The 26,080-nt window shown below is 68.3% G+C and carries 25 protein-coding genes and 3 pseudogenes; 13 read left to right on the top strand and 15 right to left on the bottom strand.

The window, feature by feature from the left end; translation table 11 throughout:
- Window positions 1-26 precede the first annotated feature (26 nt).
- From ACIPWY_RS31930 to ACIPWY_RS31940, 3 genes are all read left to right on the top strand, one after another.
- Complete coding sequence (locus ACIPWY_RS31930) at window positions 27-290, top strand: UBP-type zinc finger domain-containing protein (RefSeq protein WP_362909119.1); 264 nt, start codon at window positions 27-29, stop codon at window positions 288-290.
- Window positions 290-2,044: an FAD-dependent oxidoreductase gene (locus ACIPWY_RS31935; RefSeq protein ID WP_362909121.1), complete on the top strand. Its 1,755-nt coding sequence runs from the start codon at window positions 290-292 to the stop codon at window positions 2,042-2,044. The genes ACIPWY_RS31930 and ACIPWY_RS31935 overlap by 1 nt, the downstream gene beginning before the upstream one ends.
- A 498-nt stretch (window positions 2,045-2,542) precedes the next feature.
- Complete coding sequence (locus ACIPWY_RS31940) at window positions 2,543-4,714, top strand: FUSC family protein (RefSeq protein ID WP_401536112.1); 2,172 nt, start codon at window positions 2,543-2,545, stop codon at window positions 4,712-4,714.
- A gap of 9 nt (window positions 4,715-4,723) precedes the next feature.
- Here ACIPWY_RS31940 and ACIPWY_RS31945 read toward each other — a convergent pair whose 3' ends face one another.
- Both ACIPWY_RS31945 and ACIPWY_RS31950 read right to left on the bottom strand, forming a co-directional pair.
- Window positions 4,724-5,206 (bottom strand): phosphate-starvation-inducible PsiE family protein, encoded by a 483-nt coding sequence (locus ACIPWY_RS31945; protein WP_393705971.1) that lies wholly within the window; start codon window positions 5,204-5,206, stop codon window positions 4,724-4,726.
- Between the two features lie 109 nt (window positions 5,207-5,315).
- A complete protein-coding gene (locus tag ACIPWY_RS31950) occupies window positions 5,316-6,353 on the bottom strand; it encodes an acetate/propionate family kinase (RefSeq protein WP_393705972.1) in 1,038 nt (345 codons plus the stop codon).
- 723 nt (window positions 6,354-7,076) lie between these two features.
- Between ACIPWY_RS31950 and ACIPWY_RS31955 the strand changes: the two genes are divergently transcribed.
- Window positions 7,077-7,397: a hypothetical protein gene (locus ACIPWY_RS31955; protein WP_362909127.1), complete on the top strand. Its 321-nt coding sequence runs from the start codon at window positions 7,077-7,079 to the stop codon at window positions 7,395-7,397.
- A gap of 406 nt (window positions 7,398-7,803) precedes the next feature.
- Here ACIPWY_RS31955 and ACIPWY_RS31960 read toward each other — a convergent pair whose 3' ends face one another.
- From ACIPWY_RS31960 to ACIPWY_RS31970, 3 genes are all read right to left on the bottom strand, one after another.
- The gene (locus ACIPWY_RS31960; RefSeq protein WP_401536115.1) at window positions 7,804-8,340 is read right to left on the bottom strand and encodes a DUF3558 family protein; all 537 of its coding nucleotides are present in this window, start codon (window positions 8,338-8,340) and stop codon (window positions 7,804-7,806) included.
- Between the two features lie 262 nt (window positions 8,341-8,602).
- Window positions 8,603-8,830, bottom strand: coding sequence for a hypothetical protein (locus tag ACIPWY_RS31965; RefSeq protein WP_393705974.1), 228 nt, complete (start codon window positions 8,828-8,830; stop codon window positions 8,603-8,605).
- A 138-nt stretch (window positions 8,831-8,968) separates the two neighbouring features.
- Window positions 8,969-9,244 (bottom strand): hypothetical protein, encoded by a 276-nt coding sequence (locus tag ACIPWY_RS31970; protein WP_393705975.1) that lies wholly within the window; start codon window positions 9,242-9,244, stop codon window positions 8,969-8,971.
- Between the two features lie 454 nt (window positions 9,245-9,698).
- On the opposite strand from ACIPWY_RS31970, the gene ACIPWY_RS31975 reads away from it, so the two are divergent.
- Window positions 9,699-9,983: a hypothetical protein gene (locus tag ACIPWY_RS31975; RefSeq protein WP_393705976.1), complete on the top strand. Its 285-nt coding sequence runs from the start codon at window positions 9,699-9,701 to the stop codon at window positions 9,981-9,983.
- Between the two features lie 400 nt (window positions 9,984-10,383).
- Here the strand turns inward: ACIPWY_RS31975 and ACIPWY_RS31980 are convergent, their stop codons facing one another.
- The 3 genes from ACIPWY_RS31980 to ACIPWY_RS31990 all read right to left on the bottom strand — a co-directional run bounded on the left by ACIPWY_RS31980 (window position 10,384) and on the right by ACIPWY_RS31990 (window position 12,559).
- Entirely contained in the window at window positions 10,384-10,620 is a 237-nt protein-coding gene (locus ACIPWY_RS31980) for a hypothetical protein (protein ID WP_401536118.1), read from the bottom strand.
- A 212-nt stretch (window positions 10,621-10,832) separates the two neighbouring features.
- Window positions 10,833-12,335: a glycosyltransferase gene (locus tag ACIPWY_RS31985; protein ID WP_401536120.1), complete on the bottom strand. Its 1,503-nt coding sequence runs from the start codon at window positions 12,333-12,335 to the stop codon at window positions 10,833-10,835.
- A 23-nt stretch (window positions 12,336-12,358) separates the two neighbouring features.
- Window positions 12,359-12,559 (bottom strand): hypothetical protein, encoded by a 201-nt coding sequence (locus tag ACIPWY_RS31990; RefSeq protein WP_362909139.1) that lies wholly within the window; start codon window positions 12,557-12,559, stop codon window positions 12,359-12,361.
- Window positions 12,560-13,427: 868 nt separating this feature from the next.
- On the opposite strand from ACIPWY_RS31990, the gene ACIPWY_RS31995 reads away from it, so the two are divergent.
- The 3 genes from ACIPWY_RS31995 to ACIPWY_RS32005 all read left to right on the top strand — a co-directional run bounded on the left by ACIPWY_RS31995 (window position 13,428) and on the right by ACIPWY_RS32005 (window position 15,312).
- Window positions 13,428-13,616 carry a hypothetical protein gene (locus ACIPWY_RS31995; protein ID WP_401536122.1) on the top strand — a complete coding sequence of 63 codons (189 nt, stop codon included), beginning with the start codon at window positions 13,428-13,430 and terminating at the stop codon, window positions 13,614-13,616.
- 701 nt (window positions 13,617-14,317) lie between these two features.
- A complete protein-coding gene (locus ACIPWY_RS32000) occupies window positions 14,318-14,653 on the top strand; it encodes a MerR family transcriptional regulator (RefSeq protein WP_362909141.1) in 336 nt (111 codons plus the stop codon).
- 455 nt (window positions 14,654-15,108) lie between these two features.
- Complete coding sequence (locus ACIPWY_RS32005; RefSeq protein WP_393705979.1) at window positions 15,109-15,312, top strand: cold-shock protein; 204 nt, start codon at window positions 15,109-15,111, stop codon at window positions 15,310-15,312.
- 594 nt (window positions 15,313-15,906) lie between these two features.
- On the opposite strand, the pseudogene ACIPWY_RS32010 reads toward ACIPWY_RS32005, so the two are convergent.
- From ACIPWY_RS32010 to ACIPWY_RS32020, 3 genes and pseudogenes are all read right to left on the bottom strand, one after another.
- Window positions 15,907-16,518, bottom strand: a pseudogene (locus ACIPWY_RS32010) (integrase core domain-containing protein); the annotation flags it as partial.
- A gap of 63 nt (window positions 16,519-16,581) precedes the next feature.
- Window positions 16,582-19,380, bottom strand: coding sequence for an amino acid permease (locus tag ACIPWY_RS32015; RefSeq protein WP_393705990.1), 2,799 nt, complete (start codon window positions 19,378-19,380; stop codon window positions 16,582-16,584).
- A 75-nt stretch (window positions 19,381-19,455) separates the two neighbouring features.
- Window positions 19,456-20,035 (bottom strand): annotated as a pseudogene (locus ACIPWY_RS32020) (transposase); the annotation flags it as partial.
- Between the two features lie 404 nt (window positions 20,036-20,439).
- On the opposite strand from ACIPWY_RS32020, the gene ACIPWY_RS32025 reads away from it, so the two are divergent.
- A complete protein-coding gene (locus ACIPWY_RS32025; protein ID WP_401536125.1) occupies window positions 20,440-20,814 on the top strand; it encodes a hypothetical protein in 375 nt (124 codons plus the stop codon).
- A gap of 343 nt (window positions 20,815-21,157) precedes the next feature.
- Here ACIPWY_RS32025 and ACIPWY_RS32030 read toward each other — a convergent pair.
- Window positions 21,158-21,538 (bottom strand): annotated as a pseudogene (locus ACIPWY_RS32030) (IS200/IS605 family accessory protein TnpB-related protein); the annotation flags it as partial.
- Between the two features lie 421 nt (window positions 21,539-21,959).
- Here ACIPWY_RS32030 and ACIPWY_RS32035 point away from each other — a divergent pair.
- On the top strand, window positions 21,960-22,145 hold the full coding sequence (locus tag ACIPWY_RS32035; RefSeq protein ID WP_362909145.1) for a hypothetical protein: 186 nt from the start codon (window positions 21,960-21,962) through the stop codon (window positions 22,143-22,145).
- A 158-nt stretch (window positions 22,146-22,303) separates the two neighbouring features.
- Here ACIPWY_RS32035 and ACIPWY_RS32040 read toward each other — a convergent pair whose 3' ends face one another.
- Window positions 22,304-22,480: a replication initiator gene (locus tag ACIPWY_RS32040; protein WP_401536127.1), complete on the bottom strand. Its 177-nt coding sequence runs from the start codon at window positions 22,478-22,480 to the stop codon at window positions 22,304-22,306.
- A gap of 124 nt (window positions 22,481-22,604) precedes the next feature.
- Here ACIPWY_RS32040 and ACIPWY_RS32045 point away from each other — a divergent pair, with 124 nt between their 5' ends.
- Window positions 22,605-23,123 carry a hypothetical protein gene (locus tag ACIPWY_RS32045; protein WP_401536129.1) on the top strand — a complete coding sequence of 173 codons (519 nt, stop codon included), beginning with the start codon at window positions 22,605-22,607 and terminating at the stop codon, window positions 23,121-23,123.
- 295 nt (window positions 23,124-23,418) lie between these two features.
- Here the strand turns inward: ACIPWY_RS32045 and ACIPWY_RS32050 are convergent, their stop codons facing one another.
- Window positions 23,419-23,682 (bottom strand): hypothetical protein, encoded by a 264-nt coding sequence (locus tag ACIPWY_RS32050; RefSeq protein ID WP_401536131.1) that lies wholly within the window; start codon window positions 23,680-23,682, stop codon window positions 23,419-23,421.
- Window positions 23,683-23,752: 70 nt separating this feature from the next.
- On the opposite strand from ACIPWY_RS32050, the gene ACIPWY_RS32055 reads away from it, so the two are divergent.
- Complete coding sequence (locus ACIPWY_RS32055) at window positions 23,753-24,223, top strand: hypothetical protein (RefSeq protein ID WP_401536133.1); 471 nt, start codon at window positions 23,753-23,755, stop codon at window positions 24,221-24,223.
- A 90-nt stretch (window positions 24,224-24,313) separates the two neighbouring features.
- Here ACIPWY_RS32055 and ACIPWY_RS32060 read toward each other — a convergent pair whose 3' ends face one another.
- Window positions 24,314-25,144: a transporter substrate-binding domain-containing protein gene (locus ACIPWY_RS32060; RefSeq protein ID WP_401536135.1), complete on the bottom strand. Its 831-nt coding sequence runs from the start codon at window positions 25,142-25,144 to the stop codon at window positions 24,314-24,316.
- A gap of 471 nt (window positions 25,145-25,615) precedes the next feature.
- On the opposite strand from ACIPWY_RS32060, the gene ACIPWY_RS32065 reads away from it, so the two are divergent.
- On the top strand, window positions 25,616-25,948 hold the full coding sequence (locus ACIPWY_RS32065) for a hypothetical protein (RefSeq protein WP_393705986.1): 333 nt from the start codon (window positions 25,616-25,618) through the stop codon (window positions 25,946-25,948).
- The last annotated feature ends 132 nt before the right edge of the window (window positions 25,949-26,080 follow it).

Below are 26,080 nucleotides of genomic sequence, written 5' to 3' on the forward strand. Positions count from 1 at the left end.
ATCCCATCCACGGAAGGAGAATTCCAATGGCCACGATTCACGACCCGCACCTGGCGATGGTGCGCCCAGTGACGCCGCGTACCCCGGAGGGCTGCGAGGAGTGCCTCGTGGAGGGTTCCCCGTGGGTGCACCTGCGGCTCTGCCTCACTTGCGGGCACGTCGGCTGCTGTGACTCCTCGCCCCTCAAGCACGCCAGGCGGCACGCAGGCAGCGCCGGCCACCCCATCGTGCAGTCCTTCCAACCGGGAGAGGACTGGCGCTGGTGCTACGTCCACGAGGCCCCGGTCTGATGAGCGCGGCCGAGCACAAGCATGGTGCGGTCCGCGAGACACCGGACCGATACGGGGCGTTCCCGCGCCTGACACCGGAGCAGTTCGAGGACCTGACCGCGCACGGTGAGCGCCGAAGGACCGCCGAGGGCGAGGTGCTGTACTGCGAGGGCGAGCCGTTCCGGGAGTTCCTCGCGATCCTCAGCGGGACCGTCGAGATACTCCACGACTTCGGCGGGCCCGACGAGCGCACGGTGGCGGTGCACGGACCCGGCAGATTCCTGGGTGAACTCGGGTTGCTGGAGGGCCAGGCGGCGTTCGACACCGCCGTGATGCGCGAGGCGGGCGAGGTCCTGGCCGTGCCGGTGGAGCGGCAACGCGCCCTGGTCGGCCGCGACCCCGTCCTCGGCGACCTGATCCTCCGCGCCTACCTGGGCCGCCGGTATCTGCTCATCGGCCTCGGCGCCGGCTTCCGGATCCTGGGGTCGTGCTATTCACCGGACACGCTGCGGCTGCGTGAGTTCGCCGCCCGCAACCGGCTGCCCCACCGCTGGTTGGATCTGGAGAAGGACAAGGAGGCAGAGGCGCTGCTGCGCCGGTTCTCCATCCGTCCCGAGGAGACCCCGGTGGTCATCTGGAAGAGCGAGCGGGTGCTGCGCAATCCGAGCAACGCCGAACTCGCCCGGCTCATCGGGCTGCCCGCCTCCTCGCCGGAGGCCGGGCGCTGCGACGTGATGGTGGTCGGTGCGGGCCCCGCGGGACTCGCCGCCGCCGTGTACGGTGCCTCTGACGGCCTCACCACGGTGACCGTCGACGCCGTGGCCACCGGAGGCCAGGCTGGTACCTCGTCCCGCATCGAGAACTACCTTGGCTTCCCGTCGGGCATCTCCGGGGGCGAGCTTATCGAACGCGCGGTGGTCCAGGCCCACAAGTTCGGTGCCCGCCTCATGGTGCCGGCCCAGGTCAGCGGGCTCACCTCGCAGGACGACGAGTACGTCGTCACCTTCACAGACGGGTCCCAGGCGCGGGCGGGCGCCGTGGTGCTCGCCTCGGGCGTGTGGTACCGCAGGCTCGAGGTACCCGGCATCGAGCGCCTGGAGGGCATCAGCGTCTACTACGCGGCGACGGTCCACGAGGCGAGTCTCTGCCAGGCGGATCCCGTCGCAGTGGTCGGTGGCGGGAACTCCGCCGGGCAGGCGGCGCTGTTCCTCGCTAACCACGCGTCCAGGGTCCATCTCCTCGTCCGGGGCCGTGACCTCAACGCCGACATGTCGCGCTACCTGGTGGACCAGGTAGAACGGCACCCGAAAATCGAGGTGCTGCTCCACACCGAAGTCCAGGGCATCTCCGGGGAGGAAAAGCTGGAGACGCTGACGGTGGAGGACAACGCAAGCCGTGAGCGCCGCGAGCTGCGGGCCGCGGCGCTGTTCGTGTTCATCGGGGCCCGGCCGCACACGGATTGGCTCAGGGGCGTGCTGGCCCTGGATGAGAAGGGCTTCGTCCTCACCGGAGCCGACGCGCAGGCGGCGGCCGACGCGACCCGGTGGGAGTCGCTGGGCCGTGGTCCGTTGCTGCTGGAGACCACCCTTCCCGGGGTCTTCGCCGCCGGCGACGTCAGGAGCGGTTCGGTCAAACGGGTGGCCTCGGCGACCGGTGAGGGCGCCATTGCGATCCGCCTCGTGCACGAGCACCGGGAAAAGACGGGCAACCTGGTCCGCACCGCGGGCCCCGAGGGGCCTCGGCCGGTGCGGGGTCAGTCCGTGTCCGGGCGCTGACCCTCCCCCCTGACGGACCCCGGAGGCGGCCCGACCCACCGCACGGTCGTACTCCCAGCGGGCGCCCAGCGCACCGCCGACGGTTCCCATGGACGGGGTGACCGGAGCGAGGGAGAGGTGTGCCCGGCATCGGGCTGGTGCCATGACGGCCGGGCGCAACCTCGGTGTACGGGAGAGGCCGGTGGACAGCAGCCAGGGACGGCTGACGCGGACCGTCCCGCCGGCAGCCGCAACCGCCCGCGGATGGCGGCCAGGACGTAGTGCTGTGCCTCGCAGGTGTTCTGGATCCTCCCGGGTGTCAGGGCGTTGCCGGACTCCGGGATCAGCGCTCCCATCACGCCGAGAGGCCGTTTTGTTTGGATCATCGAATCATTGGTCCGGGTGCGTTGCGGACCGGCGCGCAGTGGGCGCGGGTCGAGCCGTAATTCCCGGGCCGGACACCGAAGCGCGTTGGGTGGTGGCGCGACCCGGCAGGGCGTTCCGGCTAGGCTCACTCCCATGACCTGGCTGCGGGCCTTCGGGGAGGTCGTGCGATCCGGGCTCACGATCGAGGAGACGCGGCTGGAGCCCCTGCTCGCGCTGCGCTCGGCTACCGGGGTGGCGATCGTCATCGGACCGGCGCTGTGGCTGATCTCTCCTGCGTACGCCGCGTCCGCCGCCCTCGGTGCCTACTCCGCAGGTGGGGCCACTTTCCAGCGCACCTGGCGTCCACGCAAGGTGATCGCTCTCAGCGCGGGCGCGGGTCTGGCGCTCAGCACCTTCGTGGGCTACCTGGCGGCGGGGCGACTCGTGACGTTCCTCCCCCTGCTGGCCGTATGGGGCTTTGTCGCGGGGATGGCGTGGGCCGTCGGATCGACCGCTGGGATCGTCGCAGCGACGACGGTCGGCAGCATGCTGGTGACCGTCACGTTGCCCACGAGCGTCGGGCGAGCCCTGGAGCACGCCGGGGTCATCGCGCTCGGAGGCGTGGTGCAGGCCATTCTGATCTTGCTGTTCCCGATCCGGCGTTGGGGGGCGCATCGTGACGCGCTCGCCGACGCCCTGGCCGCCGTGGCGGACTACGCCCGCCGACTGCGGCACGACCCGACTGCCCCGTTCGACCCGGAGCCGTTGATGACGGCCCGGGACGCGGCCGCCGTCACGCCGTCACAGGCCCGAACCCGTCCCCCCGTCCTCCACGGTCCCCGGGGCCTCGCCGAACGCATTCGGCCGGTCGTCGCCGTGCTCGCCGACCCGAACGTCGGCGCCCCGGCGGAGGGTCCCGGGCGGGACCGCGCGCGGGAGTTGCTCGACGCGGCCGCCGACGTCCTGGACATGGCCGCCCGTTCGATCCGCCGCGGCATTCCCGCCGAGGTGCCGCCCAGGAGCGCGGACGTCCTGCGCATCGATGAGGAGCACGAGGTGCTGGAGGGGCCCGCGCGGCAGGCCGCCGAGCGGCTCGTGGAGCTGCTCGGCGAGGCGTTGGAGATCGCCGGGAGCGGCGGCGGGAAGAGGCCCACGCAGCCCGGCCCAGCGGGCTCTCAGTTCCTGGTACGCCCGACCATGTTCCGGCTTGTCCCGGTCGTCGTGCGGGCGGTCCGCCGTGAGCTCCGTGGGGACTCGCCCGTGTTCCGGCACGCCGTCCGCCTGGCGGCGGTGGCCACGCTCGGCTATCTGATCGCCGCCCAGCTACCCCTGGGCCACGGCTACTGGGCGCCCATCGCGTCGGTGATGGTGATGCGGCCGGACTTTCACCGGACGTACGCGCGTGCGGTGGCCCGTCTCGCCGGGACCCTGGCCGGGGTCGCACTCGCCACCGGGATGGTCCGGGCCCTGGGCCCGGACGCCCATGTGTTCGGCGCGCTGGTGGTTGTCTCGGCGGGCCTGTCGTACACGCTGAGCCGTACCGGCTACGCCTACTCCCAGTGCTTCACTGCCGCGTACGTCGTCTTCCTGCTTGGTATGGGCGGCCAGGCGTGGGAGCAGACGGTCCCGGAGCGGGTGGTGCTCACCCTGCTCGGCGGGGCACTGGCCATGCTGGCGTACGTGGTGTTCCCTGCATGGGAGACGCCCCGACTGCCCGGCCGGCTTGCGGACTGGCTCGCCGCCAACGGCCGCTACGCGGCCGCGGTCCTCCGCAGCTACGCCGGTCCGACCCCGGAGCATCGCGCCGACATGCGCAAGGCACTGCTGGCGAGCAGGGAAGCACGTGCCGCCTGGCAGGAGGCCTACGAGCGGGCAAAGCAGGAGCCGGTCCGCCCCAGGGGCCTGACGTCGCGCGAGGCGGAGGAGGCGCAGAAGGCGCTCAAGGGTTTCGGTCGGGCGGCGATGCTCATGGAGAGCGACGTCACGCGGGCCGACAGTCGTTTCGTCCCAGAGGCGGAGCGGTTCGCCGAGGCCCTGGAGGCGGACACCGCGCAGGCGGCAGTGGACGTGCGCGAGCACAGGAATCCGGACTGGGGGCGTGTGGAGGAGGCGCTCCACGCGTGGGAGGACGCCACCGACGGGGACCGGAGCCCGGTGGTGCGGCGTGGGGCGGAACTGCAGAAGCGGGCCTTGGAAGACCTCGCGACGGCGGTGAGCCGCACACCCCTGGAACGGGACATCGGCTCTGCTCGCGAGGAGCAGCGGGTGCGGGCGGCCGTGGAGGCGGAAGGTGATGGATCAGGACCCGCACACCGGGATGGGTGACGGCGCAGGCTACGGGGCCTCCGGGAGCGGGAAGTAGTCTCCCGGCCGCGTCGAGCGCCGCCACACGTACACCGCTGTCGCCATCACGAGGATCAGCGCCGCCAGGATGAGCAGTTCGACGCCCTCGACGTTCCACCGGAAGGACTTCTCCGCCTCGGCCGTCACGATGAGCACCTTGCGGATGCCGGCGATCAGGCCGACGACGAGGAACGGCTCCGCGTCGAGGGTCTGGTTCCTGATGGTGAGGCGGACGGTGTGGAGCAGCTCGGCCACGATGAACAGCACAAGGCCGTTGTCCAGGGCGGAGAGAACGACCGTCTCCTCGCTGTACGGCCCCTGGATTGACCTGATGACATCGTGGACGACCCCGACGGTCAGGAGCCCCGCGAGCAGTACTAGGAGCGCCGCGACGACGAGGTGGATGCCGTCCTCGATGAGCTGCAAGAGGCCCTGCACCCGGCCGCCCTCGAACTTCGGGAGAGTGGGTCGCACAGTCAGCATGCTAGGGGTTCTCCGGCCCACAGGCGCGGTGTGCTGCCGAACGGGTGGACGAGCGGATCCCTCTCTGTGATGGCAGTGTGCCGGCAGTTGCTTTGGCCAGTCACATGCCGAGCACCCGTCGGGTCTCGGCAGCGATCTGCTGTGTCTCGCCGGTTGCGACCACGAGGACCGGGACACTTCTCTCCGCCTGATCAATGCGTCGGAGGCCTTCCCGCATCAAATCCTCCAGTTCGGGGACGAGCAGCCCGCCTCGTACACCGAGGACAGTCAGGGCGGAGCAGATCTCCTCGCGCACCTCGGGTTGGTCTTCGCCGATCTCGCCGGTGAAGACCAGCGCGTCCAGCCGGTCCAGCGAGGCGGCCATCGAGGCGATGCCCCTGCGGCAGCTGAGTGTGAACGTCGCCAGCGCCAACGCGGCCGCGGCATCACCCTCCGCGCGGGCGCGCACCAGGTCCCGGGTGTCTCCCGAGGTACCGGAGAGGCCGAGCAGACCGGAATGCCGGTGGAGTGCGTCATCCAATTCGTCCGTGCTCAGACCGTGCCGCCGCTGCAGCCACACCAGCGCGCCGGGGTCGATGCTGCCGCTTCGCCGGCTCATCACCAGGCCGTCCAGCGGAGTGAGGCCCATGGTGGTGTCCACGCTGCGTCCGTTCCGGACGGCGCAGGCCGAGCAGCCGCCGCCCAGGTGGACGAGCACGACCTGGAGGTTGTCGACGGGTCGGTCCAGGGCCTGCGCCGTCCTCTGCAGTGCCCACGAGTAGGAAAGCCCGTGGAAGCCGTACCGGCGCAGCCCGTATTCGGCTCGCCATCGCTCCGGCACGGCATACGTGCGCGCCTGCGCCGGCAGATCTTTGTGAAAGACAGTGTCGAAGCAGGCGACATGAGGAACGTCGGGCAGGAGTTCTCGTGCGGCATCGACCACAGGCAGGGCAGGGGTCACATGCAGCGGCGTCAGATCGGCGACGTCCGCCAGCAGAGCCCGTACGCGTGCGTCGATCAGCGTATGACCAGTCAGGTGCGGACCGCTGTGGACGATGCGGTGACCAACTGCCGTAGGAGCGGGCACCTCGCTGAGGAAGTTTCGCAGTTCCGCCGCCGCAGCGGGCCCCGGGGGCTCCGAGGAGTCTCGATCCGCCACCCGTTCACCGTCCGAAGCGAACAGGGCGATGTGAAGGCTCGAAGAGCCAGCATCGAGGACCAGTACGTGACCATCACGGCTCTCGTGGGAGCGGTCAGCACTCATCACACACCTCCAGTGCACTCGAGTCCTCGGGCACGGTGCGCCGCCACGTAGCAACGGGCCCCGTACAGGTTCCCCGCCATCGCTTCGCGCCACTCCGGCAACGCACGGTCTTCGCTGTTGCTCGCGGAACGGTAAGAACTCGGCAGGTTGCGGACGTCCAAGGACTCAGTGGTGACGATCTGCCAGGTCGTGGCGTTGGTGAACCCGACAGCCGCGGTGGCGAAGACGCGCGTGCAGGGTCCCGGGGTACACCCCCCAGGGGCGGTTGGCGCGCACCATGTCCAGGACCAGTCGGACGTGCGCAGCCCTGGCACCGCGTAGCGCTCGTGTCTGGCTTCCTCCCCGGGTGCTGGACGGCCGACGACGGGGGAACCAGAGGCTCTTCGTCCTGCGCGGTCTGTTGCCTGACGACGTCGGCCACCGCCTGCCGCACCCGGCGCCGCAGACGTCGGGAGCCGAGGGCGGGCGTAGCAGTGGACCGGTCGGTAGAGCGCTGTCCCGTTAGTGCGGCTCCCCGGCAGTCACTTGAGACTTATCAGATGCTTGCTTCCGCAACCCACTTGGATGATCCACCGTCCAACTCCATGACGGACGGCTGCCGATCACCCGGGAGAGCACGTGACGAAGAAGGATCAGAGGATGGACGCGGCGGGGGAGAAGGACCGCGAAAAGTGGATGGCGCGTTTCCAGGTGCGGCTGGCCATGCAGCCGGGCGTGGACCGGGCAGTGGTGCTCCAGGCGGTCAAGGATGTCACGGCCCACTGCGCGGATACGGCAGAGCACCCGAGGACTGCCTTCGGCGACCCGGACGCCTACGCCGTGCAGGCCGCCGCGCGGCTGGTGCCGGCAGACCGGGCGGCGCGCGCAAGGCGGCACAACGCCGTGGTGGACACGCTCGACTCCGTACTCAAGAGGGCCGGGGACGTCGCCGGTCTGTGACCGGTTGAAGCGTCCGTCATGGCCTGGTGCACGGGTTCTGACACAGCCTCTGTCCGCCGGGGCGGCTGGGCAGCTCAGGCGATTGACGGAGCGCCGGAGCCGGTGACACCGATCTTGCGTTGCGCGCTGCTGGTGACGGACAGCGCGCCGCCTCGGTGGCAACCATCTTGCTTCGCCCGGTCGAAGCCGCAGGTCGGCCGGTGCCGCAGGTGACACCTATCGTGCTTCGGCTCAGTTGGCCCGGCCCGCCGAACTGCACTATCGGGCAGGGCCCCGGAGTTCGCCGGACTCGTCCGGGTTCGAGCTGGTGAGGGGGCTGACGTAGGACGAGCACGGTTCCTGTGGATCATGGAGTTCTCTACGCTTCAAGATCCGCAAGGTTGCCGTGTCGGGAACGGGCGCCGTCCTACTTCTTGATCTTGGCCACCACCTGGCGTGCCAACTGGACCCCCACGTCGCACTTCTTGCCGGTGAGCGCCTTGTTCTCCCCGCTGGGGTCGGCGATGTCGACCCGGAACTGGTCGAGGCCGACGTTGACGTCGACGAAGCACTCGGACGTGATCTCGTTGTACCGCGACGCGCCCTCGAAGCCCGAGAAGTCCTGCTTCTCTCCCTTTTCCAGGCCGTTGACCTGAACGCCCAAGCTGACGGTGAGGCTGACGATGGTCTGGTCCTGCATCCACCAGCAGCCGCGGACGTTCGGGTAGTCGGCCGGGAGCTGCCCCTTCGAATCCTGGATTCCGGCCGCGGCCAGGGCTGCCGGATCCAGCAGGCTGCAGTAGTCGAGTCCCTTCAGCGTTGGCGTGGTCGAATCGCTTCCGTCCGCGGGACCCGTGTTGGGAGCGGACGTGCTTCCGGGAAGACCTGCTGATTTGGACGCCGATGTGGTGGATCCCGAAGACTTGCCCGAACTCCCGCTACACGCTGCAGTCGCCGCCAACACGATCCAACACGATCACCATCGCCGCGGTCGCGGCCACTTGTCGTTTGTGCGTCTGCACGGGCCGAGAATGTCACAAGATCCTGTCGTTTCGCGCCCTCATGCGGGAACCGCTTGCGCAGCGTAGCCCCCTTGCGAGAGCAGCAGTGGGTAGCCGTCCGGACCGACGAACTGGGGCCCTCGCCGGGGCCGGCCGACTCGACCGGACAGTGGCGAGCCAGGCGGGCGACGAAGCCACGCGCGAGCTCCTGGACGACCGCGACGACTATCGTGTCGGAGCGATCGACGGTGGCTGGCTCGCGCCCTTGCCGACCAGTCGGGCCACTACGTCGACCCGGGTGCCCGGGCCGCGCTGCTCGCAGCTCTCGCTCGCACCGGCGCCCCTGTCGACGGCGGCGCGCGCGTTGTGGCGGCCGGGTCGGCCTGGCGAGGCGGCCGCCACGAACGCCCGCGCCGCCTGGCTCGACAACGCGGCCGCGGTGAAGGGCGGCACGGAGTGAGCGTGGCGGACGAGGTAGTGGACACCTGGAGCAAGCACAGCGCGGGCGGCCACCACTACAAGGACCTGCTCGCCGACGGCCGAGGTGCGCCGCTTGGACCGAGGTCCGATGCGGGTGTGCAGGCATCCACGTCACTGGTCGTTACTAGATTCTTCGTGAACTCTGTTCCATGCCCACGTTGAGTGCTCGTCGGCCAGACGGGCGAAGCGGTCGACGGCACGAGCTTCGCTCTCGGTGAGCTTGTGCCGGAGAGTGTCCAGAACTTCTCGGACGCCGCTGGCCCGCTGGGCGGCGGCTTGACGCCGTACTTCTTCGCCCGCTTCGTGGATGGGACTGGCGTCGGGATCGATGTCCGTCCGGATCAGCGCATCAAGCATCGGGACGCGGTGAAGTTCGCGGTGATGCATGCGGCCTGTGTCTCGTGTGGGTTGGCGCTATCTACGGGTGGGGGAGCCGGAGGGGGTGCTGATGGCGAGCTTGGACATCGACCGCGTTCTGGAGCTGACTGGCTCCGCCTGTTCCCCGTGAGCCACAGTTCGCAGCGGTCGGCGAGACTTCGTTGCAGAGGCCGCTTCCAGCGGACCGCACTGCGCCGAGAGACCACGCTTCACCACCACCGTCGAGGGAGGCGGGGAGGAAGCCCGTGCGCTGGCGAGGTTCGGTACTGCCCTATGAGCTGGATGTGGGCGTCGCGAGGGGCCCGGCTCGAGGTGGCGGGGGACACTCCAAGTTCGAAGTGGGCAGCGCACTGGCCATGCTGACTGACAATACGACGCCCTCAACGCGGGCGCCGAGCAGACCGAGGCCGAACGCGACGGCGCGTACCGCGAGCGCGCGCACCTCGTCGCCCTCCTCGCCGCCATGACTCCCGGCGCCGTCATCGCCCCGGCCCCGGACGTCGACGAGCCCGGATGGCAGATCGTGTACCTCAACCTCGGTGGCCACCAAGCCTCGTGGCGCATCAGCCATCGCGACGCCGGGCTGTTCGCCGACGTCGAGCACGTCCCCGCCGACGACCCGCGCGCGCAGTGGGACGGTCACACCACCGAGGAGAAGTACGCCAGGATCGCCGCACTCAGCGCCGGCGATCCTCCGGCCACGGGTAGGCGCCGTGACGACGGCCGTACTCCGCCGCCCGCTCGGTGAAGCGTCGGCGCAGCCATCCCATCCAGAGCGCCAACGGGGTCACAACAAGCCCCAGCAGCAGCGCCATCCACCAACTGACGCCGTCGCCCGAGAAACGCAGTGCCATTACGGCGACCACGTAGAGCGCCACGACGATCAGGACATCCCGTGTTCTCTTCGTGAGGTTCATTCGGACCGGATACCCCGACAACTGCGAACCACAACGAAGGGGCGCCCTCCAAGTCTCCCCAGACCAGGACGCCCCCCCCACCGGTGAGATCACCGTACCGCCCCACGCGCCACAGGAGCTCACGATGACCACCACCGCCACCCACCTCCGCACCATCGCCCTCCACTCGGTCGGCGTCCCCGGACGGGGTCGGCGGGGTGTCGACGCAGATGTAGGCAATGTCGGCGTAAGCTACGGCCGCCGTGGCGTCCAGGGTGTAGTGAGACGTTCCTTGTTGCGGGCGGGCATGTCGCCCAGGCCCGGCTCGTAGATCGGGACGTCTCCGGCGTTGAGCAGTCGGATGCGCTCGGGCTGGATGTCGCGGATGGTGACCTGGTGGCCGAGCTCGGCGAAGCAGGCACCGGCGACCAGGCCGATGTAGCTGGCACCGAACACGGCGACGCGTTGCGTGGATGCCAATCGGTCCATGAGTGTTCCCCCTGAAGACGGTCGTGAAAAGGCTAAGAAGGAGCGGGCGCCCGCGCCGGCGAACCCTGTGTCATACCGGGGTCGGGCGGTACGCGCCGACGGCAGACTGGTCAACCTGCAACAGAGACAGCGGGGTTGCGTACCTGCCGGTGGAACGGGCTCGCGGGGCGCGCCCAGCGGGTGGTGCCGGGCACGGTGCCGTAGCGCGGGTTCTACCAGGTGTCGGTTGATTGGCGCTGCTCGGCCCAGGGGTCGCTGGCCGGGTAGTAGCGCGGCTTCTGCATGCCGAACTGAGCGGTGTCAGCACGGGGCGGTGCGGGATGCCCGGCCAGGACCGGTGCGGGTTCAGGCTGCCGGATTTCGCTGACGCGGGTATCCAGGGATACCTCGGCGCCGTTGTGGCGGGTTCCCCATCCGGTCTTGGCGCAGGTGAGGATGCCGTACCAGCGCAGGAACCGCAGCAGGGTCCAGGCGAGCACGATGGCCAGGGGCATGGCGAGCCAGGTCACGGCGCGCTGCCGGATGCGTTCGTCGGAGCGGATGATGCTCAGGTAGCGCAGGCCCATGGCATAGCCGATGAGGAACGGGATGACGAGCATGCTGCGCGGCGGCAGTTCGTGGAAGACGAACGGTTCGACGATGAGCAGCCAGACGGTGACCATCTGGGTGAGGATCATCTGCAGCCAGCGCATGGCGTGCAGCCAGTAGGCGGGCCGGGCGGGGGAGAGGTAGCGCATCCGCCACACCGACCGGATCGTGGAGCCCCGCATCCACCGCAGGTACATGCGCGAGAAGTGGCTCCATTTCTCGGGCATGGCGGTGAAGCAGATCGCTCGTGGCTGCTGCACGGTCAGGCCGCGCTGCTGGGCGTAGAGGGTGAGGAGGCTGTCATCGGAGAACATCACGGTGCGGGCCATGAACGTCTCGTTGAGGTAGGAGCCGAGGTTGTCGCGGATGACGGCGGCCCGGTAGGCGGCGATCGGGCCGGAGTTGACCATGACGGCGCCGACCGCGGACTGTCCGGAGCGGTCCACCAGCTGGCACACCACGAACCACAGGTCGGTCACCCGCACCAGCCAGTTCGCCCGGTTGTTGGTGGCGATCACGATGCCCGCGACCGACATCACCCGCGGCCGGGCAAACGGCACCAGGATCTCCTCGACGGCGTTCGGCGCGAAGCAGGAGTCCGAGTCGCAGGTGAGATAGATGTCGGCCTCGGAACTCACCCGTACCGCGTGGGCCTGGGCGTGCCGCTTGCCGCCATTGGCCACCACCTGCCAGGAGGTGGCCACGCCCGCGTGGGCCGCCGCCTGCTCCCACCACCGGCGCACGTCGCCGTAGTCGCCGCTGGTGGAGCCGTCGTCGACGATGTGGACCGAGTCGGGCATGCGGGTCTGGCGCAGGAAACTCTCCAGGCCGAGCCGCAGGTAGCCGGGGTCCTCGTTGTAGACGGGTACCAGGATCGAGACGTGCAGCGCGTCCAGCTGACGGCGGGCGCGGTCGGTCAGGTGCGGTACCCGCTCGAGGTGGTACATGAAGGTCTGCAGCAGGAACACCAGGAACAGGCTGATCCAGACCACGGTGAGACGGCTGCGGGTCTCGGCATCGGTGGCGAAGGCGACCACTGCATGGTGCGTGGTCCATGCGGCGGCCAGCAGAAGAACGATGATGCCCATGACGACGGTCGCGGACCGGTGCTGATGGGCGCTCAGCACCGGCGCACTGCGCTGACGGCGACTCACTTGCGGTGCTGCGCTGACGTCGTGGACGTGGCCTCGCTGGCGGCGAGCTTGCGGCGGAACCCGAAACGAATGCACAGCAGACCTAAGCAGAGCAGGCCCGCCGCGGTGGCGAGCATCCAGCCGCCGACCGGATAGCTGATGCCACCGATCACCAGAACCGGAGCCCCAGTCTGCGCAAGCTGAGCGTGTCCAGACATACGTATATCCCCCCATGGGAACGGCCGTTGGATAGAAAGAATGATAGGAGCAGTTATGGAGGTTCTGTGCAGTCCTTGAAGTTTGAAAGAGCTTTCTATGTCCACCGGAGGGGCGCCTTCCGGTATGGCAACAGAGAGTAATTCCAGGTCAGTGACTCATAAGCATGATCGAATCCCGTGACACAACTGCGACATTCGATCTCCGGCATCCGCGCCTAGTAGCCCCTCACGCCACACCTGTCACACCGTCACGCGCCGTCCACCCTGCAACCGTTGGCCAATGACTGCCCCGATCTATGGCCAACGGTCAATTAAATTCAATGAAGAAGCGGAATATAAAACCGAAGCCGTAGCGCACCACTTGGATGGCGCAGGCCACAAGCAAACGCGGCCTGCGATCGTGTTCAAGCCATGGAGTCGAAAGGTTCACGCCAGCAATGCGCAGGCCCTGCATTAGCGCACTGGTCGGGTAAGAAGGGATGGAAGGTCCACTTGTGCCCCCGACGGCAGAGCCGCCACGCCACACCTGACTGACACATCGGACCGCCTGCCCGGCCGCACGGCTGCCCGCTGTGGACCGAGTGTCCGCGCCACGTGGCGCGGACAAGCAGTGCCGGGTGGTCGACGACCGGGGTGCGGCTGACGAGGAGGAGGCAGGTTCCGTCTGGCGGGAGCTCGAGTTCGCGCTTCCCGATCAGGTAGCGGCTTTAGCCCGTGACGGTGGCCAGCATGAACGCGAAGCGGCTGTGGGAGAGCGTCTCGTCCAGCGAGGCTGGAAGCGCGCCGTGTTCACGCAGGACGCCGGGCGGTAGCTAGGGGACGTACACGCGGATGGTGGCCGGAAGGCGGCAAGGAGCCGGTGCAGGCTGTGGCCGAGGTTGCCGAAGCCGACCAGGCCCACGTCGGAGCCTTGCGGCAGTACGGCGCCAGCGGAGATGAAGGCCCCTGGGGCTGGTCGTCACCGTTCGATCCTGATTACCTCACCGTCGAACACGCGGAAATCTGTGTTGGCTGGAGTAGACATTGGGTGGTGGTGTGGTTATGGTTTCTCTCGTAACCGAGATCAAGCAGGGCCCGGCAGGGATGAACTGCAGGGCAGTGGTACGGAAGTTGCAGTGCGTAGGACGGTGCGGTGGTGGAGTTCCGAAGCCAGAGCAGTTGCACGACGGCAACGGGGCTGACGACCGGACCGGGTGGCCCGCAGTGATCAGGGGCCGCCGGCGGGACAGCGGCCAATGGTGGCGGTACCCGTCAGTGCAGTACGCAGTACCCAGCAGTGAAGTCAGTGAGCGGTACCTCGGTGAAGGCGTCGGCTGCGGGCGCGCGCACCGGGAGGTTCGGCAGTGGGGTTCTAAGCCAGAGCAGACGCACGATGGGCGACGGGGCTGGCTGCCGAAGAGTGGCGCTACCGCAGGCCACTGAGCAGTTTGCATCACCAGCAGTACGCAGTAGAGCAGTGCCGGCAGTATGAAGTCCCCCTTTTGGTAGTAGTTGATCACCGAGGGAAGAACGGAGGAACGAGCGCCATCAGGATCGCCCGGGCGGAGTGTTGAGCCCGGGTACCGCAGGACATCGATAGTGAGGTGGTCTCCGGTCAAGCAACCGCGATCCCCGCATCCCCGACGACTTCCAGGTCGGGGTGGCGGACACAGAAGGCCGGCGCAGTTCCAGGGCCGGCAGATGGTGTAGATGTTCCTTCGGGGTCCTGGTGCCATATGGCACCAGGACCCCTCGAGCGTGTTCCACAGAGAGGTGCAAATGACAGCAGACGACTCGTTCGACCGTCTCGAGGACGACGACTACCCCGCCTACACGATGGGCCGGGCCGCCGAGATGCTCGGCACCACCCAGGGCTTCCTCCGTGCCATCGGCGAAGCCCGCCTCATCACCCCGCTGCGCTCCGAGGGCGGCCACCGCCGCTACTCCCGCTACCAGCTGCGCATCGCCGCCCGCGCCCGGGAACTCGTCGACCAGGGCACCGCCATCGAGGCCGCCTGCCGCATCATCATCCTCGAGGACCAGCTCGAAGAAGCCCAGCGCATCAACGCCGAATACCGCCGCGCCGCCGAGTCGGGTTCACCGCCTGCGAGCTGAGGCGGCAACGGGCATCGGGCGCCCGCGCGGCCTGTCTGTACGCGCTTCCGTTGGGACCGCGGTTCCAAGTTCTCGTGACCCACCCTCGAACCGACGGACGACCGTTCACCTGAGGCGGTACTGACGGTCTCTTCTGCTGGCTGCGCCTGTGCAGCAGCCCATGACAGGCCCGGAAGCCGAACGCCTGTCGGAGCCAAAGGGACCTGGTAGGCCGGGGCCGCTTACAAACACGCGGGGCCCCTGCACCTCTGCCGGACGTGGGGTGCATGGGCGCGTTCCCGATGGTGACGGGATGTGAGGGCGTGTAGCGTTTGGGTCAGATGTCGTGGTTCGGATGTTCCCTTTTGCCTGCGTTTCGGTGTGGGCGTTTTGCTGTGCAGTGCCGCAGGAACCGGGACGACCACCTCCGCCTTCCGCATGGTGTGGGAGGCGTTCGTGACTGGAAGGCATGAGACATGGCTACGGGAACTGTGAAGTGGTTCAACGCGGAGAAGGGCTTCGGTTTCATCGCCCAGGACGCCGGCGGGCCGGACGTCTTCGCCCATTACTCGGCGATCAACTCCACGGGCTTTCGTGAGCTCCAGGAGGGCCAGATGGTGACGTTCGACGTCACCCAGGGCCAGAAGGGCCCCCAGGCGGAGAACATTAACCTGACCTGACCTGACCTGACCTGACCTGACCTGACCTGACCTGACCTGACCTGACCCTCCCCACCCGAGTCCATCATCGCGGAGTTGGTGCCGCAGCGGCGGACCTGCCGTCAGTCGCTGCGAGTCCTTGCCAGGGATGTCGTGTGCGTCCCCGCCTTCTTGCGAGGTTCGGGTGGGGGCTGCCTTGCGGAATGTGCGCCGAGGAAGCCCGCGAGACAGGCTGCGGTCCCACGCGGAGGCGACTGGGAACGTCAGCCACCAGCAAGGGCCGTAGCCCAGGCCGCAGCGACGATCGCGCCGGTGGCCACCGCCAGTATCAGGACCCGCACGGCCCATCGCCCGCGCGCCACGGCGGAAGGGCGCGGACATTCCCTGCCGTGGCCTGCGGAAAGTGCTGTCCCCGCTGTCCACGGCGCATCGATTGTCCGCACTGGCCGGCGCTGCTGGTCTGCTCGAGCGGGCGAGTCGGCCATCATCCAGTACGCATCCAGCAGGGCGGCAGGAACGGTAGTTCTCAGAATGCCGCCCGCGTCTTCGTCCGGTTCCATGCTCGAGGCAACGAAGGCAGCGCGATGAGGAAACGGTCCATGTCCGCCCGGTGGCTGGTTCGGCGCTGTCCGGGGGCAGTTGCTGCCGGGACTGGTGGGGACGGTGCCCGTTGTAGTGCCGGAGGCATTCGGCCAGGACTACGCGAGCGTGGGCCTCGTTGTAGATCAGCATGCGGTCGAGGAGCTCGCGGCGGAGGGTGCCCACGACTCTCTCGCAGATCGCGTTCGCTTTGGGCGCCTGCGGCGGGCTGAGCAGGATGTCCACGTCGTCGGCCCTTGTAGACGGCGTCATAGGAACGGGTGTATTTGCTGTCCCGGTCCCGGACGAGGAAGCGCAGCGACTCCAAGCGGCGCCCCTGCGTCATGGCGAGGTTCCTGGCCTGCTTACCGGTCCATGCGGTGGTGGGGTGGGCGGTGACGCCGGTGAGGTGGACGCGGCGGGTGCCGTGTTCGATGAAGATCAGGGTGTACAAGGGCTTGAGCGAGATGGTGTCCAGGTGCAGGAAGTCGGCGGTGATGATGCCGTGGGCCTGGGTGGTCGGGAACTGCGTCAGGTGGGGCCGGAGCGTTGCAAGGCGGGGTCGATACCGGCTGCGTGGAGGATCTCCCAGACTGTGGACGGGGCGATCGGGCAGCTGAGGCGGGTGAGTTCGCCCTGGATCCGTCGACGCAGTCCCGCAACTCGACCTTGTCAGCGCTCGTCCGGGGGCAGGTCTCCACGGACGCTTCGTCAGACCTCCCCGGTCGGCAGGGCCTGCTCGACCCAGATGGTCTTGCCGGTGGGCGTGTAGCGCGTTCCCCACTGCTGGGCCAACTGAGCGATGATGAAGAGACCGCGGCCGCCCTCCTCGTCGAGGGCGGCGTGCCGCAGATGGGGCGAGGTGTGTCCGGTGTCGGAGACCTCGCAGATGAGGGTTTGCTCGCGGATGAGCCGCACCTTGACCGGCCCGCCGGCATGGCGGATGGCGTTGGTGACGAGTTCGCTGACGACGAGTTCGGTGGTGAACGCCAGGTCGTCCAGTCCCCATGCGCCGAGTTGCCCCGTGGCCGCGGTGCGGGCGTCGCCGACCTGCGCCGGGTCCGCGGGCCACTCCCACACGGCCACCTGGTGCTCGCCGAGCATCCGGGTGCGTACGAGCAGCAGGGCCGCGTCGTCGTTTGCCGGCCCCGGCAGCAGCGTCGCGACGGCGCGGTCGCAGAGCTCTTCCAGGGGGCGCCGCCGGTACTGGACGAGGGTTTCGGCGAGCAGACGGAGCCCGGCGTCGAGGTCTCCGGTGGCCTGGACGAGGCCGTCGGTGAAGAGGGCGATGAGGCTGTCCGGGGCCAGCTGGAGATCCATGCTCTGGTACGGCAGACCGCCCACTCCCAGGGGCGGGCCCGGTGGGAGCTCCGGGTAGTCGGCGACGCCGCTGTCCGGCTCGAGGACCGCGGCCAGCGAGTGGCCGGCGCGCGCCATCCTGCACCGTCCGGACACCGGGTCGTACACCGCGTACAGGCAGGCCACCCCCAGGGCTTCGTCCCCTTGGGGCCTCGCGCCGCCCGGGCCGTGAGCGGCCGCGCGCTCTTTGGCGGTCTGTCCGACCAGGTCGTCCAGGCGTGCGAGGAGCTCGTCCGGAGCGAGGTCCAGCCGGGCGAGGACGCGTACGCCGGTGCGCAGGCGTCCCATGGTGGCGGCGGCGAGCAGTCCGTGGCCGATCACCTCCCCGACCACCAGGCCGACGCGCGTGCCCGACAGCGGGATGACGTCGAACCAGTCGCCGCCCACCCCGGACCGGCTGTCCGCTGGTACGTAACGGCTCGCCGGCTCGACGGCGGTCTGCGGCGCCAGCTTGTGGGGCAGCAGGCTTCGCTGGAGTCTGAGGGCCGCGGTGTGCTCGCGTGTGACGACCAGCATCAGCACGACGCCGAGCAACAGGGCTCCCAGGCCCACGACGGTCACCCCGCCCGTCCGTCCGATGAGCGGCAGGTCGATGGAGGTCGCGCCGTAGCGGGGGTCCGCGTAGACGTCGAACGCGGCGTAGCAGAAGAGGAAGAGCATCAGCAGCCCGCCCAGCCCCGGCAGCAGGCCCTTGAACAGGAAGTCCCCGGAGCTGCGGGTGAGCACCTTGCGGTAGTACCAGACGCAGGCGAAGCCGGTGAGGCCGTAGTAGAACGCGATCGCGAGGCCGACTGACTCGATGGAGTCGGCCAGGACGTCGCGACTGATCGCCGCGAGCAGGACGAATAGCGCAATGGAGGCCAGGCCCATGCCGACGGTCGACCAGGTCGGGGTGAGAAATCTGCGGTGCACGCGGGCGAATCGTGAGGGGAGGGCCTTGTGCGCGGCCATGGAGAAGACGGTCCGGGCCATGGGCAGGATGGTGGTCTGGGCGGATGCGGCCGCGGAGGTCAGCACCATGAGGATCAGCAGCTTGGAGAGGAAGAGCCCCGGGCCGTGGCTGCCGAAGACGGCGCTGCCCAGTCCGGAGAGCACATCGCCCGCGTTGTCCCTGTTGCCCAGTCCGATTCCCGTGCTGTCGACTCCGGCGAATGCCTGCGCCGAGGTGGCGACGAGGGCGTAGGTGATCAGCAGCAGCACGGTAGAGATGACTGCGGCTCGCCCGGGGATGCGCGTGCTGTCGGCGGTCTCCTCGTTGACCGTGACGGCGGTGTCCCAGCCCCAATAGATGAAGACGGCGGCGAGGAGGCCCGCGGTCAGCGCTTCGGCCGAGGGCACGTGGAGTGGGTTGAACCAGGAGGGTGAGAGGTGGATCGCCGTCTTGGGGTTGCCCGTGTAGACCTTCACCAGAGCGGTGACGGCGAACAGGACCAGTACGGCCATCTCGATGAACAACATCCAGCGCTGGACGGCGGCCGAGACCTCGATGCCGACGAAGCAGATCGCGGTCATCACGATGATCCAGACGATGCCCGCGACGGTGGTCCACAGCCTGTCGTTCGCGAGTGAGTGGTAACCCAGGAGCCGGAAGCTGTAGATGCCGGCGATCTCGGCGAGGTTCGTCATGACGAGGATGTCGGCGACGATGATGCCCCAGCCGCCCATCCAGCCGGTGCGCGGGCCGAAGGCGCGGGTCGCCCAGGTGAAGGTGGTCCCACAGTCGGCGTTGCTCGCGTTGAGTTCCTTGTAGGCGTACGCGATCAGCAGCATGGGGATGAAGGCCAGCACCGTGACTACCGGGGCCTGAAGGCCGACGGCGGCCACGATGAGGCCGAGCGTGGCCGCGAGGCTGTAGGCCGGGGCGGTGGAGGCCAAGCCGATGGCTACGGAGGAAACCATCCCCAGGGCACCGGTCTTGAGCCCTTTCCTTCCCGCGCCCGAATCGAGTGCGAGCGGTGCGTCGGACGTGGCACGGCTACCGCGGATCCTCACACCGATGCAACTCCTCATCGCAAGCTTCGTGACCGCATTGTCCCCGTATGTGACCGGGGCCTGCCAGGGGAAATCGGCCGGATGATTCTCCGTCGGCTTCCTCGGTGCGCGGCTTTCCGGGGCGCTGTAGGTGCCAAGAACCACGTCCGGGCTGGTCATGCCGCATGTTGGTACTCGTGCAGGATGCCGCCGAGGCGATCGCGTCGATGGACCTCGAGGTGGGTGAGCCGGTCGGGTTCGCTGCAGGCTCGCCCAGGACTCCGCGGATTCCCGGTAGCCGTCGGCCATGGCGATTAGTTCTTTGGTGCCGTCCGCGCGCACGCCCATCACAACCAGGACCGCGGCCTTGGCCTCCTCCAGGCGTATGCGCAGGTGGATGCCGTCCGCCCAGACGTAGACGTAGTCCGTGGCGGACAGGTCGCGCTCGCCGAACGCCTTGTGGTCGACCTGCCACTGGGTGGTCAGCCGGGTCACGGTGGCCGGGGAAAGGCCGGCGGAGGAGCCGAGGAACTGCTCGAGCGCGGGCACGAAATCACCCGAGGACAGGCCGTGCAGGTAGAGAAGCGGCACACCTCGCTGACCTTCGGGGACTTCCTGGCCCAGGGCGGCAGGATCGCGAGGGGAACCGCTTGCGCTCGCCCGTCATCTCGTCGATGCGCTTGTCGTTGACGCGCGGAGCTTTGACCTCGACCGTCCCGGCCGCGGTGGTCACGTTCCGGGGCTGGTGGTGTCCGGTGCGGACCACGAGCCGCCGCCCGCGCCCGTCTTTCTCGTCGGCCAACTCGGCTATGCAGGTGTCAACTTCGGCCTCCAGCGCGGCGTGAGTTTCGGTTCTGGCTCAACCTCTGTGGTGCCGCCCGGACGCTCGGTGGATCAGGTCGGCGCATGCAGGGAACCAGCAGGTCAGAGTGTTCGTCCGATGCGGTCACGAGCGTGCACGGCACAGCTCCACAAAAGTTGAGCCAGAACCTGAGTTTCGACAGCACCGGCGTTCGAGACGGGCCGATTGCGGCAGGTGCTGGGAGCTCTGTTTGGTCGGACTTGCTCCCAGGATCACCCTGCGAGGACACCACGGCCGGTTGGTCGAAAACATCTACGGCGAACGGTTGATCCCCGTCGCGAGGCGGGCCAGGTTTCCCGAAGAGTCTTGATATTCCTCTGGCAAGTTCACGCATATGGCGCGAGCTTTCCCACCGGAGCAAGCGAAAGTAGGACCCTGTGCTCAAGAAGTCTCTCGTGGCCGCTGCGGCCGTCGCGATGGTGTTCGGAACGGCCGGGCTGGCGCAGGCCAACTCGGACCTGCACATCGTGCAGGGGGCCGAGGTCACGATTCCCCCGGCCACCGGAAGCTTCGCCGGAAACGCCGCGGCCACCGCCACCTGCCCCGCCGGGGAAACGCTCACGGGCGGCGGAGCGAACGTGACAGCCGGGAACTCCTACACCCAGAACTACCAGCTCGCCTCCAGCCTCCCGAACGGCAACCAGCAGTGGTGGGCCTACGCCACCAACATGGACCCCAACGCCCCCGGCAAGCTCAGGGCATACGCCATCTGCGCCAAGGTCTCCAACGTGGACGTGGTCACCGCCCCGTAAATGAGCGCACCTTGTCGCCCGGGCCCGTCAACGTCAGCGTTGGCGGGCTTCATCGGAGCCATGCAGGGATCACGGCGACGCCATATCTGGCAGACCGCGCTGGGTGCCTCCCGTTCTCGTGCACATAGCCCCGGGGCGGATTCGGCTGCCTCCCGAGATGGTGAACAACTGCTGTCGAAACCCGGGCTCTGGCTCAACCTCTCTGGTGCCGCACGGACGCTCGGTAGATCAGGCCGGCGCATGCAGGGAACCAACAGGTCGGAGTATTCGTCCGGTGCGGTCACGAACGCGCACAGCACAGCTCCACAAAAGTTGAGCCAGAACCGAAACCCGTGAACAAGCCAAGCGCGAGGCGCTGGCGAATACAGGTGATGCCCGCCTCCAACTCCCGGACATGCGCGGCCAGGCACCGCCGAGCCAGCACCCACTGGTCATGCGAGGCCTTGGTAACCGACCCCGCCCACCGCGCCGATGAGAAGGCACTCACATCCCGCTTACGCACCGCCCATTGACCGGCATCGTGACTGAGCCCAGCCCAGCCCAGCCCAGCCCTGCTGCGGACCTTCAGATCGGTCCGGCCAACGACCCCAAATGCCGCCCCACCACACCGAGCACCTCGGTATCGATTGGGGACAGGCCCTTGAGACGGGTCCCGCACCGCTACCCCGCTCGGGGACGGAGCCGCGAACGGAGGCGCCAACACCCGCAATGCCTTCCCCGCCACCCCATCCGCTCCCTCCGGCCAGCCACTGACGCGATCCGGTCATCAGTCCACCCGCCAACGGGCCCCACCCGACCGAGGTCACTCATTCGACACAGGATTCCGCGTTCCCACTGGACACTCCACACACCCACACTCACTCCCTGCGCGGTAGAGCACGCTCGAAGCCCATCAGCTCGCCACCCCGTATCCGCCAGCGCGGGGTGTTCCCGCGTTCTGGGGCGTGACGTTCGGGCCGTGCGCCTGTGAGCGCGGAACGGACCGCTCTCGCGATCTCTGCCAGAAACTCCGTTGCTGGAGGGCCGAGACACCGGACTGTGTGTAAAACGGGACAAACTCGTATGGATGCCCTGAGTGTGTTGCAGGGGTGTCGGGGTCTCATGCGTGCCCGCTGCTCATGGCGGGGTGTTGCGTTGGGTTGATCATGAGCGACCGACGTGAACACGACGAATACGTCAGCGGCGTCCGTGCCGAACTCAACGGAAGCTACTGGCTCGACGCCCCCGAGCGCGACGGGCACAACCCAGGCGACTGCCGCTGGTGCAAAGCCCTGGCGAAGGCCGAAGCCGAAGCGAGGCGGCGTAGGAATTCCCAGACCGGAACCGACTGACCCCATCTCCATTTCCGGCGGGTGCGCCCGAGTGCGCCACCTCGAACACACCCGCCGCTCCACACCCGCAGTAGCTGCGCCTTTCGACGGGGTCGTGCACGCAGCCGCAGCTGAGAGGCCCTCTGTGTCCGCCGTTGGCTGCTTCGCGGCGGGCAGCATCATCCGCCCGATCGGTGGACAGGACCGAAGAAGGGCGCGGTCAGGGTGACGAAGAACCGGGACCGGTCGCCGACCATCGAGGGGACATTCATACCGCCCATGAGGCCGGCGAGGACGAGGTGGAAGGTGTCCCCGCGTGGAGTCGGGAGCACCGGACGCAGAGGCCGCGCGTCCATTTCAGCAGCGGACAGAAGGCCGCTCGCGCAGCTCGTGGCGGGCGTCGCAGTGATGCGGGATCTCCCCGGTCACCGCGTCCCGTGTCCTCGTCGGGAGAGGGACAGGGTGCGGGCATCCGCCGTGATGGCTACCTGTTCCAACCAGCGGGCCAATCAGGACGGCTCGGGGCCGGTTCCCTCACAGCGGGACCGCGCGCAGATCGACGTAGCCCTCGACTCTTCCGCGACGGTTGACGACGGAGAGGAGGAGAGGGGGGAGCTCGAGCGGCTCACGAATCCCGACCGGTACTACCTCGCCTACCAGCGATACGTGGACACCCACGCCATGGAGCCCAAGGGTAGAGCAGCCTGGGAGGAAGTGTCCCAACAGCTTGCTGCGTCCGGTGTCCTGGGCGACAAGGGACTGCCGGTCAGCCCCAGCACCCTGCGCCGGTACGCACTGGAGCAGCGCATCTACCGCCGGTGGGTCGACGAATACGAGCGCCTGGGCGAGCCACCTACCTACGAGGCGCTACTGGCTCGGCTCGCCCACGACGGGATCAAGTCGGGCAACCGGCAGCTGACCCTCGACGATCTGCAGTGCGGCGAGCATCTCGCGTCTGGGTTCGAACGCCGCTACCACGCACTGCACAGCCACAACTGACCACCGGCGGCCGTGACCTGCGGCCGCCTGACCGATCAACGCCCTGACGTGCTGCTGAGCTGTCGGCAGTTGTCATCGTCGGTCACCAACGAGCGCCCTTCCACGGCCCCAGGACGGCCCGGGAGGGCGCTTGTGCGTGAGCACCGCGTCCGGGGGTCCGATCAGGGGCTCGGCCCTGTCAGAGCAGGACTGATCGGCAGAGCAGAAAGTTGCCACGTGGGTGCGCCTGCCGCTGCTGCTGTCCGCCATCTGATGTCAGAGACGGATGCCAGCCGCTGGCCCTTCCTGGGGCTGTTCACTCCAGGAAGTAGGACCAGAACGGGATCTCGGCGTACTCGTGGTCTTGCGGTGTTGGCACCGGGCGACCGAACTCGTGATGGAAGTAGTCGACCAGGTCGGTGCCGTAGTAAATGATGTCCGTCTGATACATCGACAACACGGGCATGCCTGTGCGGTCTGGGTCCGCCAGGAGATACCGGTGGGAGTAGATCGGCGGGAGATGGTCGCGGTAGAACTCCGATTCCAACCGTTCCTCGATCACGAAGAGCGGGCGCGACAAAGGCACCTCCCCGATCCGCTGGACCCGCAGAAGCAGCCCGAGATCAGTCAAGGCGAGGGAGCCATCGGGCGTGTACAGCAAGCAGTGTCCGTGCTCGGCAGTGGTCCAGGAGAAACTGGTACGCCTGTTCGGGATCGCGGCCAGCCAGCGCCAACCCCCCTCGAAGGAAGACCTGAGGGCCGACGAGCGCATCCAGCGACACGCACGCAAGTTTGCCTTCGTCATAAAAGACCTCGACCCCGTCGGCGGAGTTCTCCTGCTCGTACGGGCAGCCCACCTGTTCATGCGGAGCGGAAGCCTGGAGCGCGAGCGCGACGTCGGTCGGACTCATCCCGAACCGCAACGGCCCCACGCCGACCGCTGGCAGCAACTCCCAACACTCCCGTCCACCGTCCGTCGTCACGGTCTCTCCGGGGCAGAAGGGGGATGGCCGCGTGCCATCCAGAGGAGGGGTGGAGCGAGATCGTTTACGAGGTCCCGGCCGGCCCTCACTAGGTTCCCTCTGCTCGACGGCCTGGATGCGGATACCGCGTCCTCGTAGTTCGATGCCCACGACAACGAGGTTCTGGCGCACTAGAAGAGCCGGTCGAGCCGGGTGACCGTGATGGTGCCATACACAGCGCGGCTCGGCTCAACTCATCCATGCTGCCTCGTACTTGGCGTACGTCCCGTCGTGCGTCGCCAGATGCACGAACTGGGTCACGTACTCCTGGAAGTCGCGGTCGCCGCGCGGCGTCGCGTACGCCTTCTCGGCGAACGTGAACGGCTTGTCGGGGTGGACCGAGCACAGTTCGGGGTGGAGCTTCGCCTGGTAGAGCGCCTCGCTCGCGTCGGTCATCATCACGTCCGCCCGGCCCGCCACGATCTCGTCGAAAATCGTGGTGTTGTCCGGGTGGACCTTGATGGTGGCCTGCTTGATGTTCGCGCGGGCGAACTGCTCGTTCGTGCCTCCCGGGTTGACGACCACGGTCGTCCCGGCCTGGTCGATGTCCTCGAGCGTCTGGTACTTGTCCTTGTCCACGCAGCGCACGATCGGCGTCTTGCCGTCCTCGCGGGTTGGCTCGCTGAAGTACACCTGGCGGGCGCGGGGAAGCGTGATCGAGACGCCCCCCACGCCGATTTCGCATTTCCCGCCCACCAGGTCCTTCGTGAGATTCGCCCATGTGGTGTCCACGAAACGGGCCTTGGCGTCCAGACTCCTCGCGAGGTCCTGGGCCATGTCGATGTCGATGCCGCTGTACGTACCGTCCTTCGGGTCCTTGTACGTGAACGGGCGGTAGTCGCCCGTGGTGCACACGCGCAGCACCTTGGACTTCGGCACGGCGTCCAGCAGGCTCTCCTGCTGCTTCTTCGCGGGGCGGTCCGCCGCCGAAGGTGCGGCGGGCGCGGCGGCGGTCAGGGCCAGCAGGCAGACCATGGCGGACAGGGTGGCAGCACGTTGTCTGGATGCGCGGCGGCTCATCGCGACTCCTCGGCACAATAGTTGCAGGATGAAGTGATCACCCTGGCAGAAGAGTTCACGTAGGTGAAGATGGTGTCCACGGGGCGGGAAGGCTGAGCCGTGCGGGACGCGTTCTGCCTGGGACGGTGAAGCATGACGCGCATGGAGGCGCCCGGTACGTGAGGCACACCCAGTGCAGAGTTCGCCGCTGACCCCCAACCGCCCTACCGCCACTGGATCGACCTCCACGACGCCGCCAGCCAATCCGTCACCGTCGGCGCGTTCGACCTCGGGCTCCGCAGCTACCTCGCTCGGCTCGACCAACTCGCCGCCGAGCAGGCCGAGTGCGACCGTCGACAGGCCGCACACCTCCGCAGCCTGGAGCGTGACCCGATCCAGCTCGGGGACCAGCCCATCCCCGTGAGCCTCCACATCCTCGACACCTGCGCGCCATCGAAGCCGCCCTCTACGACACCGCTCCAACGCACTCCCATGGCGTTCGCCCCGAGCAACTGGCCAGCCGCAGCCCGGGAACGCCGCAACCAGCTGGCACGTGCCGACGCCGCAGACCCGCGCCGCTGGCGGTGGACCGGCCGCCGCCCGGCCCCGTACACCGCGCTGTGGCTCCTCGCCCGTGTCGAGGCACGGCCGGGGCCGTTCCGTGCCCTGACGGGACAGGAGGCAGCGCACGTCGGGACGACAGCCGAGGGCGCGGCCGGGCGCGTGGAGCGGGCCCTCGGCATCGCCGCACAGACGCGCACGCTGGCCCAACGGTGCGCTTGCGGCGGGGAGATCGACATGCACGGCGGGGAAGGCCAGGGCTGATGCGTTCTCAGAGGGCGTTAAGTCCGTTTCTGGTAGTGGCCTCGTCCGGGCTGGGTGAGGAAGCCTTGGCGGAGGAGACGTCCGAGGCGGGCGCGGGTGACATTGACCGATGCCTCGTCGGTGGGCATGCCG

The sequence above is a fragment of the Streptomyces sp. NPDC090032 genome, assembly GCF_044748025.1.
Classification (GTDB): domain Bacteria; phylum Actinomycetota; class Actinomycetes; order Streptomycetales; family Streptomycetaceae; genus Streptomyces.